Annotated in this window: 10 protein-coding genes and 15 tRNA genes; all 25 read left to right on the forward strand. The window is 34.9% G+C overall.

All coding sequences use genetic code 11. The features are described from left to right. Positions 1-272: 272 nt before the first annotated feature. Complete coding sequence (locus MQX03_RS17585; RefSeq protein WP_242804586.1) at positions 273-911, forward strand: hypothetical protein; 639 nt, start codon at positions 273-275, stop codon at positions 909-911. 88 nt (positions 912-999) lie between these two features. Further along, entirely contained in the window at positions 1,000-2,133 is a 1,134-nt protein-coding gene (locus tag MQX03_RS17590) for an AAA family ATPase (protein ID WP_242804588.1), read from the forward strand. Continuing rightward, positions 2,106-2,849, forward strand: a complete 744-nt coding sequence (locus MQX03_RS17595) for a hypothetical protein (RefSeq protein WP_242804590.1) — start codon at positions 2,106-2,108, stop codon at positions 2,847-2,849. The genes MQX03_RS17590 and MQX03_RS17595 overlap by 28 nt, the downstream gene beginning before the upstream one ends. Further along, positions 2,840-5,239, forward strand: a complete 2,400-nt coding sequence (locus tag MQX03_RS17600; protein WP_242804591.1) for a hypothetical protein — start codon at positions 2,840-2,842, stop codon at positions 5,237-5,239. Before MQX03_RS17595 ends, MQX03_RS17600 begins: the two co-directional genes overlap by 10 nt. Next, the gene (locus MQX03_RS17605) at positions 5,223-6,884 is read left to right on the forward strand and encodes an APC family permease (RefSeq protein WP_242804593.1); all 1,662 of its coding nucleotides are present in this window, start codon (positions 5,223-5,225) and stop codon (positions 6,882-6,884) included. Before MQX03_RS17600 ends, MQX03_RS17605 begins: the two co-directional genes overlap by 17 nt. Then, complete coding sequence (locus MQX03_RS17610; RefSeq protein WP_242804594.1) at positions 6,881-7,900, forward strand: tetratricopeptide repeat protein; 1,020 nt, start codon at positions 6,881-6,883, stop codon at positions 7,898-7,900. The genes MQX03_RS17605 and MQX03_RS17610 overlap by 4 nt, the downstream gene beginning before the upstream one ends. Before the next feature lie 860 nt (positions 7,901-8,760). Beyond that, a tRNA-His gene (locus MQX03_RS17615) sits at positions 8,761-8,828 on the forward strand. Positions 8,829-8,835: 7 nt separating this feature from the next. After that, positions 8,836-8,909 (forward strand) — tRNA-Ile (locus tag MQX03_RS17620). Between the two features lie 6 nt (positions 8,910-8,915). Beyond that, positions 8,916-8,989, forward strand: a tRNA-Lys gene (locus MQX03_RS17625). A 4-nt stretch (positions 8,990-8,993) separates the two neighbouring features. Next, a tRNA-Arg gene (locus MQX03_RS17630) sits at positions 8,994-9,067 on the forward strand. 5 nt (positions 9,068-9,072) lie between these two features. Next, positions 9,073-9,157 (forward strand) — tRNA-Ser (locus MQX03_RS17635). 7 nt (positions 9,158-9,164) lie between these two features. Continuing rightward, positions 9,165-9,235: transfer RNA gene (locus tag MQX03_RS17640), tRNA-Asp, on the forward strand. A 68-nt stretch (positions 9,236-9,303) separates the two neighbouring features. Further along, positions 9,304-9,375: transfer RNA gene (locus tag MQX03_RS17645), tRNA-Pro, on the forward strand. A gap of 6 nt (positions 9,376-9,381) precedes the next feature. After that, positions 9,382-9,454, forward strand: a tRNA-Glu gene (locus MQX03_RS17650). 5 nt (positions 9,455-9,459) lie between these two features. Then, positions 9,460-9,533 (forward strand) — tRNA-Met (locus MQX03_RS17655). An 8-nt stretch (positions 9,534-9,541) separates the two neighbouring features. After that, positions 9,542-9,613, forward strand: a tRNA-Asn gene (locus MQX03_RS17660). A gap of 322 nt (positions 9,614-9,935) precedes the next feature. Next, positions 9,936-10,017, forward strand: a tRNA-Cys gene (locus MQX03_RS17665). A 174-nt stretch (positions 10,018-10,191) separates the two neighbouring features. Continuing rightward, positions 10,192-10,278 (forward strand) — tRNA-Tyr (locus tag MQX03_RS17670). A 79-nt stretch (positions 10,279-10,357) separates the two neighbouring features. Next, a tRNA-Glu gene (locus tag MQX03_RS17675) sits at positions 10,358-10,430 on the forward strand. A gap of 89 nt (positions 10,431-10,519) precedes the next feature. Further along, positions 10,520-10,592: transfer RNA gene (locus MQX03_RS17680), tRNA-Phe, on the forward strand. Positions 10,593-10,598: 6 nt separating this feature from the next. Continuing rightward, positions 10,599-10,671, forward strand: a tRNA-Gln gene (locus MQX03_RS17685). Positions 10,672-10,814: 143 nt separating this feature from the next. Then, entirely contained in the window at positions 10,815-11,270 is a 456-nt protein-coding gene (locus MQX03_RS17690; protein WP_262916950.1) for a ribonuclease H-like YkuK family protein, read from the forward strand. A 45-nt stretch (positions 11,271-11,315) separates the two neighbouring features. After that, the gene (locus MQX03_RS17695; protein ID WP_317224984.1) at positions 11,316-11,744 is read left to right on the forward strand and encodes a cyclic-phosphate processing receiver domain-containing protein; all 429 of its coding nucleotides are present in this window, start codon (positions 11,316-11,318) and stop codon (positions 11,742-11,744) included. Then, positions 11,744-12,316 carry a DinB family protein gene (locus tag MQX03_RS17700; protein WP_242804596.1) on the forward strand — a complete coding sequence of 191 codons (573 nt, stop codon included), beginning with the start codon at positions 11,744-11,746 and terminating at the stop codon, positions 12,314-12,316. Before MQX03_RS17695 ends, MQX03_RS17700 begins: the two co-directional genes overlap by 1 nt. Further along, on the forward strand, positions 12,313-13,326 hold the full coding sequence (locus MQX03_RS17705; protein WP_242804597.1) for an RNA ligase, Rnl2 family: 1,014 nt from the start codon (positions 12,313-12,315) through the stop codon (positions 13,324-13,326). Before MQX03_RS17700 ends, MQX03_RS17705 begins: the two co-directional genes overlap by 4 nt. Positions 13,327-13,350: the final 24 nt, after the last annotated feature.

The following is a 13,350-nucleotide window of genomic DNA, read 5'->3' on the forward strand; positions in this document are numbered from 1 at the left end:
CCCCTGCTTTTTTTTGTGGTGCGCCGCGGCTCCCCCCCCCCCCCCCCCCCGAAACACAAAAAATGAGCTCAAACAAATGCTTCGATCAGGGCTAAGAAAAGGCAAAATCAACATTCTCATAAACTTATCTCCTGAATTGTACTGGCGATGCTTCCTTCTTAATTTTGAATTATAAATATTTCGATAAATTAAAGCAAATGGAATAATATTTAATTCTTAATCCTTGATTTAAAATTTTATTCTCAGCAAAATAATTATATTTTTGTCATATCATGGAAATGAAATCCCCATTTTTAGACACTTTATTTCTGCTTCGGAAAGAAGAATGCATTACTATTTTTGAAGAAGTAAAAAAGATTTCTCCCAAAGAGGAGCAGGAAGCGGCAGCATATTTTGAAACCGAATTTGAAAAAGAAAGACTTGAGTTTTTATCTGATCAGATTCCTTTTGACAGAGATTCCGCAGTTTGGGCGGCAAAGGTTTTGTACTACAGCGTACAGCTTTATCTTGTTCGTGAAAATACAGAAAAAGATCTTGCTCGGTTGATTCCTCCATTTAAAGGAAAACTTACGCTTTCATCAAAATTGTCTGCGGATTTGTCACTGAGATTTTTGCCGCATATTGTCATAGCTCTGAAAAATTTGGATGCTGATGATCCGCTGATTCCACTTCTCGAAAATATTTTACAACAGTTTCATTATTCTGGGATTGAGGCAGATTTAGATTTAGAAAAACTTAATTGGGAACAAGAGCTTCAAGATAAAGCATACAGGAAACTCTATCTCGAAAGAATTGTAGAAAATAAAGTCTACAGACTGGCTGAAATTCCTTATATCAACGCTTTGCTGACTGCAGAATTCGGATGGTATAAAGATGTCTTTTGGAGAGAGTTAAAAATAATAGAAAACTAATTTCTGTATTTCTTAGCTGAGTAGAACGTCCTTGCGAACGAAATAAAAAAAATCTTGCGCTCTTTGCGTTAAAAATTAATTAAAAACAATGACTCAAAATATTGAAAAACTAAACAAAGTTCTTAACTACGTAAAAGAGACTTTCGTTGGTAAAAACGATGTCGTAGATCTACTTGGAATCTGCTTGCTGGCAAGGGAAAATGCATTTTTATACGGACCTCCTGGAACAGCAAAATCCGCTTTGGTAAGAACTTTAGCAAAAACCTTAAAAGATGGCAAAAACTTCGAATATCTTTTAACACGTTTCACAGAACCGAACGAAATTTTCGGACCTTTCGATATCAGGAAGCTGAAAGAGGGAGAACTTTTCACCAATACAGACGGGATGATGCCGGAAGCTTCGCTGGTTTTTCTTGATGAAATTTTCAATGCAAACTCGGCGATTCTGAATTCCCTTTTGATGGCTTTGAACGAAAAGATTTTCAAAAGAGGAAAAGAAACGAAACATTTACCTGCATTAATGTTTGTGGGCGCAAGCAATGTTCTTCCCGAAGATGAAGCATTGAATGCATTATTCGATCGTTTTCTGGTGAGAATCAATGTAGATTATGTGCATCCTGACCTTCTTCAACAGGTTCTTTTGGCAGGAAGAAAACTTGAAAACAATATAGATTCAGACATTCCTGAAATTTTGGCTCATGAGATAAAAGAACTTCAGGGATTATGCAAAACTGTAGATTTAAAGCCAATTTATGAAGCATATCTTAATGCCATTATCAGCCTTCGCAATACGGGGATTACCATTTCGGATCGTAGAGCAGTGAAAATACAGAATTTAATCGCCGCAAGTGCATTAATTTGTGGAAGAAACGAGGCGACTCTTTCAGATTTATGGGTGTTGAAACATATTTGGGATACCGAAGAACAGATTGAAATTCTGGAAGGAATCATCAACAGAGTTATTGAAAAGGACGACAATCCGAAATCTCATCCGCAGGCATTGCAGAACAAAACTCCGAATCCTGAAGAAGTGATGAAAGATGTAAAAATATTATCTGATCAATGGGAAAACGGAAGTTTAAGCTTCGAAGAGCAAAATGTGATTAAAGACAAATTGAGATATCTTCAAACCCGCTGCGATTGGATTGCTAACGGAGAACAAAAACAGTATATTCAAAAAGAAATTGAAAGCTTATGGCAGAAGATTCTTCAGAGCGCCTAAAAGAATTTTGGGCTGAAATTTTCCGTAAAGATGAATATTCTTTAGGGGCAATCCGCGATTGGAAAAATATTCAGATAGCAGGAGACGATGATGTGATCTGGCTGAAAGGCTTTACCGCTGAACAAGCTGTTTCTTCGGAATTGAGGCAGCTTCCCAATTTTATATTGTATGAATTAAAGAACGGACTTTTATTCAGAAAAAATGCGTTGGTTCCAACTAAAAGAGTGAGAACAGGCTTACTTTGGTCACCGATCGATAAGGCATTAAAGCTGACTTTTCCTGTTTCAAATAATAATTTTTTCGGAATTGATGAAAAGATTGAAGTTCATCTCAAAAAAGGAGAAAATGAATATCCTGCAGCTTCACTTTTATGTTCAATTGATGATGTTAAAGATAAAATTATTGAACTTCCAAAATTTAAGCTCGAAAAACTGCAATGGATGCTTATCGATGACACAGTGTTATTTTTAGGAACGCCGTTACTAGGTTTTCCGGGGAAGACTTTTTGGATGAAAGACAACCATCTTTTACCAAGCGGATTTGATTTTGAATTTAAAAATCTGAGCTCACTTTTACATAAAAAATACAATAAAGATTCCGATAAACTTATGGTCTGGAGCGAAAATGGAAGCTATTTGGCTATCAATAAAAATGATTTCCGAAAACTCTCCGTAAGCTCGTTTCGTTTGACTCAAAAAGCCAGAGAATGGATGTAAAAGATTATTTCCAATCATACGAAGATTATTTCTGGGAGTGGATCACAGATAAAGATGCCCGTGACCCGTCGGGATATCTTGAGAATAATCTGATTTCTGTTCCTCATGGAGGAGGTGCGATTGCTTACAGACCGTACATTATTGAAGTTTTAAAAGAACTGCAGCCGCAGGGTTTTCCGCATTTTGGGGCTTTTCTTCTGACAATGTATGCAACCCAGGACGGCTATCTGAATCTGGATGGAATTTTTTATTTTTTGAGAAAATATAGAACTGAGGAAAGGAGTACCTTTAATCTTGATATTCAAAACGCCTGTCAATTGCTGGAAAATCTCAGCAAAATAGGAAGTTCGATGAAGAAAGGGCAAAACAGGATCAATCTTTTTCAGACTATTTTTAAAGATTCTGGTTACTCGGTTTCTGCTAAAGACTCAGAATACATTTTGACCTCTTATTACAGAGGACCTCAAAAGATTGCTGATGCTGCGCACAAGTTTCCGCTGACAAAAGATGTTTACCATAAAGATATTGAGACGTTATCATTTATTCATAAAAAATTTCCGACGACAGAATCAATTATTAAAGCCATGCGTGGTTTAGTTGACGAACCGGAAATTAAAGAAGAAATAGGAGAACAACAAACCACAACTGAATCTGAAAAAGACTTTATTCAGGAACTTATTGAAGAACCAAAAACTTTTCAGATCGGAAGTTTAATTAAAAGAATCTGGAGCGGTCTGAAAATCCCGATGCGGCATCTTTCTCCCGGCGAACAGCCGATTGGAGGCGTTTCAGATATAACCAACAAAGGAGATCTTCACAGAATGCTGTTGTCAGAATTTGCCAATGAAGATGAGGTTTTTATGAATCGTGTGGCGAATAATGAAGCATTATATATTCAACGTGAAATTCCACCTGAAGAAAATGTTTTTGAAAGAATTATTTTAATCGATACTTCCCTGAAAAACTGGGGAACTCCGAAAGTTTTGTCTTTCGCTTCAGCTCTTGCCGTTATCAAACATCCGAAAGCACATTCGGAGTGTAAGGTGTATGCTTTGGGGCAATCCAGCATTGCTATGACACTAGACTGTGTGGAAGAGGTTATTGAAAACCTGAATTTGGTAAGCGGAACATTAGATGTTTCGGAAGCATTAGATTTATTCTTCAAAAAAGAACGTACAGAAAAAGATCTGGAAGTTTTCTTTATTACTAATCATGAAAATTTAGCGAATGAAAATCTGCAAAAAGTTATTCATGAAAACAGAAACCGACTGAAGTTTTTGGTAACCACGTCTGCAGATGGCGAACTGAATTTTTATAAACACCATTTAGGAGCAAGAAAGCACATTCAAAAGATTATACTTCCGCTGAAGGAACTGTGGGCAGATCCGCCGTACCGAAAAAGTAAAAGATCAGTGAGCCAAAATATTAAAGGTGAAAAAACAGATGTTCCTCTGAATTATCCATTGCTTTTCCCTCTTCCTCAGCAACAGATTGCAAAGTTTATGTATGAAGGAGAATTTTTTATTTTAAGCAGTAAAAAGCAATTGCTGAGAACATACCTTTCAGATAATTATTACAATAGAGATTATTATGAAATTTATAAAATTCTCCGTGGCTGCAAGGTTTTGTTTGAAAATATATCTGTGAAAGACAGAGGAATATTTGCTTTGGCTAAAAATAAACAGCAACAGTTTATTTTATGCCAATATCAGCAGGATAAAAAATTCATTTCAAAACTGAATATTGAAACTAAAGAATATTCCGAGCTTAATGTTTCCGGTTTTAATGTTCCGTTAAATATGGAATTGGTCTATTTTGACAGATATTTTTATTTGCATCAAAATAATTTACCGACTATTTTTATGATTAATCTTGAAGGTGATGTATCTGTAGATTTGGTGAAAAATGATCCTGAAATTCATAAAAATATAGAAAAAGTAAAGATTGAAGTCGATAAATTAAAGCAGAACAATTATAAATTTACCAGCAACTTTACCACGATTGGAATTAATGAAAATAATAATTTGGTGATTTCTAAATATGAATTAAAGTTTTGGGGAAGTTCAATGGCGCAGTATAAAAACCAATCTCCCATTGTGATGGTTGCCAATCAGAATAAAAATAAGTTCACTTTTTCAGATGGAAGCGAAATTATTGCAGACTCTCGCGGAATGCTTACTTTCAGAAGTATTAATGCCAATGTTCCCGAATTTTATATGCCGACTTCAACGCATACCGGGATGGCTTTGGCTTCTGAGACGGAGTTTGGAGGCTATGAATATTACCTGCCAGATCATACTCTGCTGAAAGTAAAAACGATTGCAGAAATGTATGAAGCTTACTTACAACCTTTTATAGATCAAGTATTGGAATATGGAGTTGAAGATTAAACCTTTTCCGAAAAACAGTTATCCCAAAAGAGGCCTTCTCATCAGAAGTGCTTCGCCTTTGGTATGGTTTCGTGAAATAGAATCATTGGGAATTGATCTTAACGTTGTACAGACTTTTGCTATTCCTTCTCTTGAACCTAATATTTTGTATGGCTGCTTTCTTGTTTTTGGAGGTCAAGCTCCGGAAGAAATTGGGAAGAATTCTTATTTTCAATGTTTTGATAATCAATTGTTCATTCCTGAAAATACAGATTTTTATCCCAAGATAAATTCAGAAGACTGGAAAAATATTGATGCTCAATACATCATCATGCATCCTGATTTTGGATTGGTTAAATTAAATAAAACAATAGATTGGGTCACATTATTACAAGAATCGCCAATAACAGAAGCAAAATTAAAAAAGCCATCGAATAGTGTTTTCATTCCACAAAAAATCAGAAGTTTTAAAGTGGATATGAATGATGATGAGTTGCTGGAGCAGCTTCTCAATCCCACAACAGATGAAGATTGGATGAAAAATCTGCCATTCGATTTGGAAAAGCTAAAAGCTGGAGATCAGGCTGAGATTCTGAAATATATAGAATACATTACAAAATATCCTGAGCGGGCGGTTTATTTAGGGATTCCATTAGATATTCATTCTACATTGCGAGATTGGGGAATGTTTGGCAGTGCCGGAGGTGAAAAAGGTGATGGAGCGCAAAATGAAAGATCACCCTTGAAAATGACAGGGTCACAAAAGATGTTTGCCATTTTCTTAGCACTTATTGTGATCATTATTTTCGCTTTTGAATTTGGTAAAGAGCAGGCATCAAAACAGGTTTCTACAGATTTGTATAACGAGAGCACTGTTGAAACGGCTCCAGAGACAGAAAATAACGAAGGGCTGATTTTTCAATCAGGTTTTACCTCTATCGATATGAAGGTTGATTCTGTATTTGGAAATGAAAGACGTTGGCTGGTTAATGATTATAAACAAACCTTCAATACTAGAGAAGGAAAAGCAGCAATGATTTGGAAAATTGAAGAATATAGAGCCAAAGAAAAGAAATTCAGAGATTCATTAAAAAAAATGTACCTGAAAAAAATTGAATATGCAGTAGATCTTAAAACAAGAAATTACCATAAAAAAATTCTGGATTCTATTCAGAAAGATCCATCAAACAAAATGTCTAAAATATCTAAAGAACTTCTAGCTGATGATATTCTGGAAATGAGAAAAACAATGATCAGTGATTCTCTTGCAAGGATTTATGGTACAAACCATGAAACAGATCCTCAAATTGTAGTCAATGATAATGTGCAAAACGATGCTTTAAAAGCAGCAGAGGATGCTCATGTTAAAAAAGAGATTTCCTTTTCCGAAATTGTATGGTTGTTGCTTGCCGTTGTAGGTCTTGTGGGCGTGTATTCTTATTTTATCAGGAAAAAGCCATTTGATATGGGAGGAAATTATGTTTCGGAAAGCATTAAACTGATTCTGATTGCCATATTGGGAAGTACCTTGCTGTACATTTTCTATCCTTTGATTGCCGCTTTCGGATATAATTGGCTGGTTTGGATATTAATTATTGGGGTGGTGGTTCTTCTTTACCGTTTATTCAGTGAAGATATGGATATTTTAAAATCAGGAAAGAAATGAAAAAGCAAAAGTTTATAGAAAAGTTTCTGACGGCCTTTTTTGTTCTTGTAATTTTTAAGGTGATTGCGATTTTTGCACAATTATCTCAAACAGATCTCGCAACTGTTATAGTAAGTTTGTTCAAATTTATATTTTTTGCCGCTGCTGCCATTGTGCTTATCGTTCTTCTGCAAAATCAAGAGAAAGATCCTCAGCCTCCAGCTAAAAAAAATTATGGAGGTGATGGTTTGTCTATAGATACTTCATTGTTTGACAAACTGCGAAGTATATATGAAGATATAGCCAGAAAACACATTGATGATAACGAATACAAAAAAGCGGCTATCGTTTACATGAATCTTTTAAAAGATAATTATCGTGCTGCCGCAACATTAGAGGAAGGTGGTTTTTATAACGAAGCAGCTGTTGTTTTTTTGAAAAAAGTACTAAGTAAAGCGGATGCGGCAAATTGTTATGTAAAAGCAAAACAATATGATAAAGCGATTATTTTATACAAAGAGCTTCAGCAAAAAGAAAGAGTGGGTGATTTATACAAAGAGATTAATGATTCTGAAAATGCATTAATTTTTTATCAAATGGTAGTAGATGATTATCTGCAGAGTCATCAGATGGTAAAAGCCTCTTTGGTATATCGCAATAAAATGGATAAACCGAACGAAGCCCAGGAAGTACTTTTACAGGGCTGGAAGGAAAATAAAGAATCTTTCAATTGTCTTCAAAATTATTTCGCAAATATTCCTGAAATCGGTCAACTGGAAAAAGAAATTCAGTATTTATATGAAAATACATCTCCCGATAAAAAATTGGTATATCTGGAAGCCATGAAAATTGAGTTTAAAAAAGACCAGCGATTACAAAAATCTACAAGAAATATTGCCTACAATATTATCGCAGAAAATATCAACAGCCGTTCCGAAATCGTCAATGAATTAAAACATTTTAATCCTGATGATGAAGTGATTTTAAAAGATATTTCTAGGTATAAAACGGCTAGGAATAAAATGTTTAGGAATTAGAAGTAAAAAAAATACGCTTCTGTCATTGCGAACCGAAGGTGAAGCAATCTAAATTAAATAAACCCATTTTATGCTCAATATTGCTTCCTAGCTTTGCTTCTCGCAATGACAAAATTAACAACTATTAAGAAAAACATTTATCTTTGCACCAATAAAATTATGACAATACAAAGAGCACATATCAGTTTAAATCTATGCGATCGCCCTGTACTAAAGGGATCGTTTGGATATGAATGGATGATATTAGATGAGGCGAAATGTGCTTGCTTTGAAAATTATTTACTGTAAACTCGTAAAAATTTAATCAAAATACTGCAGAAACGCCTCGATGATCGGGGCGTTTTTTGTGTTTTTAGGGCAGAAATTATTTAGAATGAAAAAAAATAACCATAAATGTGAAAATTATTTAATCAACAATGAACAATTAATAAGAAAATAAAGCGTGATCAATAACCCGATGAGAGACAGTCATTTAGGTAATTAAGATATCTGTAAAGTATTACGGACAGAAATTCTCTACTCTAAATTTAAACTATAATTAATTGATTTTCAGATATTTAATTGAAAAATAAATTTGTGAGTTAAAAAATTTCATACTTACTTTGCAACCGAAAATTAAAAGCAACACGTTTTTAATCTTTCAATCAAACAATTTTAAACAACAAGAATATAATGAAACAATTACATAACATATCTAATCAGTATTCAAGAAGACACGGACAAGAGCCGATGGGACTTGCGTGTATTCTTGATAGTGAATTTGTGGATAAAAGGTGCTTATATAAATGGGTCAGCTAATGTAGCGACACGTCAAAATATATAAAGCGCCTCCCAAAAAGAGGCGCTTTTTTTATGGTTTCTTTAGCTTATTTGGTAAAGCGCCGGTCTGTGGAACCGGAGAACAGGGTTCGATCCCCGGAGATACCCAAAGTGAAAATCTCATAGCTCAATAGGTTGGAGCATCGGTCTGATACGCCGAAGGTTGAAGGTTCGAGTCCTTCTGGGATTACAATAAAATCTCATAGCTCAAATGGTTAGAGCACCGGTCTTTTAAACCGGGGGTTGAAAGTTCAAATCTTTCTGGGATTACAAAGATTTCGTAGCTCAATTGGATAGAGCATCGGTTTTCTAAACCGAGGGTTACAGGTTCGAACCTTGTCGAGGTCACAAAAGGAGAGTAGGCAAATATTGGTTTGTTGCGGCTTACTGCTAATGAGTTCTACGACAGTAGTGAAGGTTCAATTCCTTTGCTCTCCGCAAAAAAGGTCTATTGAGGTAATGGTAACCTGCCTGACTGTCGCTCAGGCACTGCGAGTTCGATTCTCGCATAGACCGCAAAGGTTCACGGAAAATCTCCGATCCGACTGTCTCTCGGAAAAGATTTTTGAAGTGAATCTGCAAAACTGGAAAGATAACGGTGGTTGTTTACCCGCCTTGGACGCGGGAGGTCGCAAGTTCGAATCTTGCTTTCCAGACAATTTGCTCCATTCGTCTAATGGTTTAGGACGGCTGCCTTTCGAGCAGTAAACAAGGGTTCTATTCCCTTATGGAGTACAAACGATTTCGTAGCTCAATAGGTTAGAGTATCGGTTTCATAAGCCGAAGGTTGAAGGTTCGAGTCCTTCCGAAATTACAAAAAATGATTCTGTAGCTCAATGGTAGAGCGCCGGTCTGTTAAACCGGATGTTGAAAGTTCGAGCCTTTCCAGAATCGCAAATAACTAAATGTTAATTGTTTCAAAAGAGAAGAGAAAAGGTTTGTCAAGCGCAGAAGATCTTTACGCCAAAAACACAATATAGACAGGCTTTTTCTTAACTCAAAAAATGAAAATTTAAAGGATAAAAGATGGATGAAGGATGATAATTAAACATAATATAAATTTTTAGGTAAAATAAAGTTTGTCAAAGCGCAGAAGTTCTTATATCAAACAAAAAATTAAGACAGGCTTTATTTTTTAATTAAAATTTAAATAAAAAAAGAATAATCAATATGGTGAAAATTACTCATTACCCATTATTGATTACTCATAAAATCTGATGGTTCGCCGAAGTGGAAGAGTCGGGGCGGTCTGCAAAACCGTTGTGAAAACTGAGTGGGTTTGAATCCCATAACCATCTCAAATAACTAAAATGAGATTAGTTCCGAAGAAAAAATAAAAGTTTGTCGAGCGTAGAAGTTCTTATATCAAACTAAAAAAATAATGACAAGCTTTGTTTTTCTTCACAAAATTTAGAGTTAAAAGTTAATTGGAAAAATTACTCATTACCAATTATTTATTACCCCTAAAAAAGGGAAGTACGCCGAAGTTGGAGAGTCGGGGCAGACTGTAAATCTGTTGCTTCATTGCTGAGTAGGTTCGAATCCTACTACTTCCACCAACACCGCTGATAATGTAATGGCAGCATGCAGGAAATATACTCTTGTTGTTTAGGTTCGATTCCTGATCAGTTGGTTATTGCTCTATTCGTCTAACGGTTCAGGACGCCTGCCTTTCGAGCAGAAAACAAGGGTTCGATTCCCTTATAGAGTACAAAATATAAATAATGAGTAATGTGCAATAAGTAATAGTTGAAGATTTTTAATATTACTAATTACCTATTACTCATTACTAATAAACTTGGAAGAGTGGTGTAGCAGGTCTGCACGTTAGTCTGAAAAACTAAAGGTACAGGTTCGATTCCTGTCTGTTCCACAAAACTGATTCATAGTGTAATTGGTCAGCACACAAGACTTTGACTCTTGTTGTTCAGGTTCGAGTCCTGATGAATCAACAAAAAAATAGAAACTAGAGGTTAGAAATTAGAAAAATAACCGCATGTAAAAATTATTTATCAATGATCATTTATGAATTATAAAAAGTATAAAACTTAAATATGTAGAAAAAATGGAAACGCAACAACAAACATGGCAAAATATGACTGGAAAAATTTTCCAACACTCTATCACACAGTTGGTAGAAGAAGCCATCATCCGCGAACAGGCAAATGGGCACCGACTAAAAGTGTGTGTGGGTTCAGACTCCCACGTTTATGGTGACGCCATTAATTATGCTACGGCAGTAGTGTTTATTCGTGAGGGAAAAGGAGCGTTTACCTTTATCAGAAAAGAACGAGAAATACAGAAGATCAGTATCAAAGAGCGAATGTTGAACGAGGTCAACAAATCCGTAGAAATCGCCTATGCAATTTGCTCTATTCTGGAAAATTATGATGTGGAAATGGAGGTACACGCAGACATTAACACCGACCCCGATTTTAAATCTAACGTCGCTTTGAAAGACGCAATGGGATATATTCTGGGAATGGGATATGTGTTTAAAGCAAAGCCTCACGCATTCGCCAGTTCCAATTGTGCTGATATGATGGTGTGATAAAAGAGGGAAGCGGGATGTGAGAAGCTTGAAGTCTTTAACAGTATGATATTGACTTCCAGCATCCAGCTTCCAACTTCTATCCAAAAAATAAATATAGCAATGGAACTCACAAAAAGATTACTATTCCTGGATGATTTAAGATATCCGATTGAGGCATATCAATATACAAAACAGGATATTTTCCTCAGAAAAGATTTGCATATCGTTCGAAATTACGAGCAGTTTGTCAACAGGATTTTGGAAAAAGGACTTCCGGAAATGATTTCTTTTGACCACGACCTTGCTGATGAACATTATTTAGAATCAGATTCTCAGGAATTTGTTGAAAAGACAGGTTACGATTGTGCAAAATGGTTGGTAGAATATTGCATGGATAACTATTTGGACTTACCAAAATTCTACTGCCACTCAATGAATCCTGTTGGAAAAGCAAATATTGAAGGCCTTTTGAACAACTTTAAAAAATTGTAATGGATATTTTTAGATTAATTCAAGATATAAAAACGCATTTGAAACTCAGTTTTGATGAGGTTGATAAATGGTTTGAAAAAGATAAAGTAACGTTGAATTATCAGCCTTCAAATGGAGGTTGGACGGTTCAGCAGATTTTAGAACATATTTATTTAACGAACTTTTATTTGTTGATTCTCATTGAAAAAGGTTCAAAAAAAGCACTGCGAAATTATCAAAATCTTGATTTAAATCTTGAAATAAAAAACTATAGTTTCAATAAAGATAAATTTGATAAAATAGGCGAATATGGTGCTTTTGAATGGATAAGACCAGAACACATGGAGCCGAAAGGAGAATTAAATTTAAATGAAATTAGAAGTTTAATTTCTCAACAATATGATCAATGCTTAAATTATTTAGACTTGATGAAAAATGGTGAAGGTCTCCTCTGCAAAACAACCATGACAGTGAATAAGCTAGGAAAAATCAATGTGTATGAATACATCTATTTCCTTTCACTTCATGCCCAAAGACACGTTACTCAGATGAAGAATAACCAATTAGAAACTATTAAAAATTTAAAAAAATGATTTTCAAAACATATAACTCTATAGAAAATGCTTTCCAAGTCCGCGTGATCGATCAGATCAGATTGCAGGGTTTTTGGGATGAGGTTTTCATAGTGCAGGAAAAGGTTCACGGCGCTAATTTCTCTTTCTTTACCGATGGAAAGCAAATTAAGATTGCCAAAAGAACTGCTTTCATCGAGAAAGATGAAAAATTCTATAATGCACATCAGGTTTTAGAACGTTACAGAAAAAATGTAATTGATGTTTTCCAAAAAGTGAAAACTATTTACCAGGATTTGGAAACTGTAGTGATTCACGGTGAATTGTTCGGTGGAGGTTACAAACATAAAGAAGTAGAAGCTGCAAAGGATGCTGTGAAAGTGCAAAAAGGTATTGATTATGCACCTCACAATGAATTTTATGGATTCGATATTAAGTTGAATGGCACTACTTATTTGGATACAGATTTGGTCAACAAAATTTTCGAAGAAACCGGATTTTTCTATGCGAAAATCTTATTTCAGGGGACTTTGGAAGAGGCTTTGAAGTTCCCTAATGTTTTCGATTCTAAAATTCCGGCTTGGTTGGGATTACCTGAAATCGAGAATAATATGTGTGAAGGAACTATTGTTAAAACTTTAAAAACCAGATATTTTGGAAACGGTTCAAGAATCATTTTAAAAAATAAAAATGAGAAATGGATCGAAAAATCTAAGATGGTTAAAAAAGATAGACCTATTCAAAAGGAAGTTCATTTTAGCGAAAATGCTCAGAATATTTGGGAAGAAATCCAAAAATATGCAACTGCAAATAGGTTGAATAATGTGATAAGCAAAATTGGTGAATTTGAACCCAAGATGATTGGCAAAGTGATCGGTCTTTTTGCACAGGATATTTTAGAAGATTTTGAAAAAGATTTCCCGAAAGTTTTCACAACCATAGAAAAAGATGAACAAAAAAGAATCAATAAAAAGTTGAATTCTTTAGTCATTGACGTTGTAAAAGGAGAGTTGATGACTCTGAAAGTATAGTTTCGGTAATTTATTATCGAAACT

It is taken from the genome of Chryseobacterium aahli (assembly GCF_022699665.1).
In the GTDB taxonomy this organism is placed as follows: Bacteria; Bacteroidota; Bacteroidia; order Flavobacteriales; family Weeksellaceae; genus Chryseobacterium; species Chryseobacterium aahli.

Bases quoted from the DNA above. Each gene is read 5' to 3' on its own strand.
- MQX03_RS17595 (WP_242804590.1), top strand. From the start codon at position 2,106: ATGGCAGAAGATTCTTCAGAGCGCCTAAAAGAATTTTGGGCTGAAATT.
- MQX03_RS17695 (WP_317224984.1), top strand. From the start codon at position 11,316: ATGATATTGACTTCCAGCATCCAGCTTCCAACTTCTATCCAAAAAATA.
- MQX03_RS17705 (WP_242804597.1), top strand. From the start codon at position 12,313: ATGATTTTCAAAACATATAACTCTATAGAAAATGCTTTCCAAGTCCGC.
- MQX03_RS17610 (WP_242804594.1), top strand. From the start codon at position 6,881: ATGAAAAAGCAAAAGTTTATAGAAAAGTTTCTGACGGCCTTTTTTGTT.
- MQX03_RS17700 (WP_242804596.1), top strand. From the start codon at position 11,744: ATGGATATTTTTAGATTAATTCAAGATATAAAAACGCATTTGAAACTC.
- MQX03_RS17590 (WP_242804588.1), top strand. From the start codon at position 1,000: ATGACTCAAAATATTGAAAAACTAAACAAAGTTCTTAACTACGTAAAA.
- MQX03_RS17690 (WP_262916950.1), top strand. From the start codon at position 10,815: ATGACTGGAAAAATTTTCCAACACTCTATCACACAGTTGGTAGAAGAA.
- MQX03_RS17585 (WP_242804586.1), top strand. From the start codon at position 273: ATGGAAATGAAATCCCCATTTTTAGACACTTTATTTCTGCTTCGGAAA.
- MQX03_RS17600 (WP_242804591.1), top strand. From the start codon at position 2,840: ATGGATGTAAAAGATTATTTCCAATCATACGAAGATTATTTCTGGGAG.
- MQX03_RS17605 (WP_242804593.1), top strand. From the start codon at position 5,223: ATGGAGTTGAAGATTAAACCTTTTCCGAAAAACAGTTATCCCAAAAGA.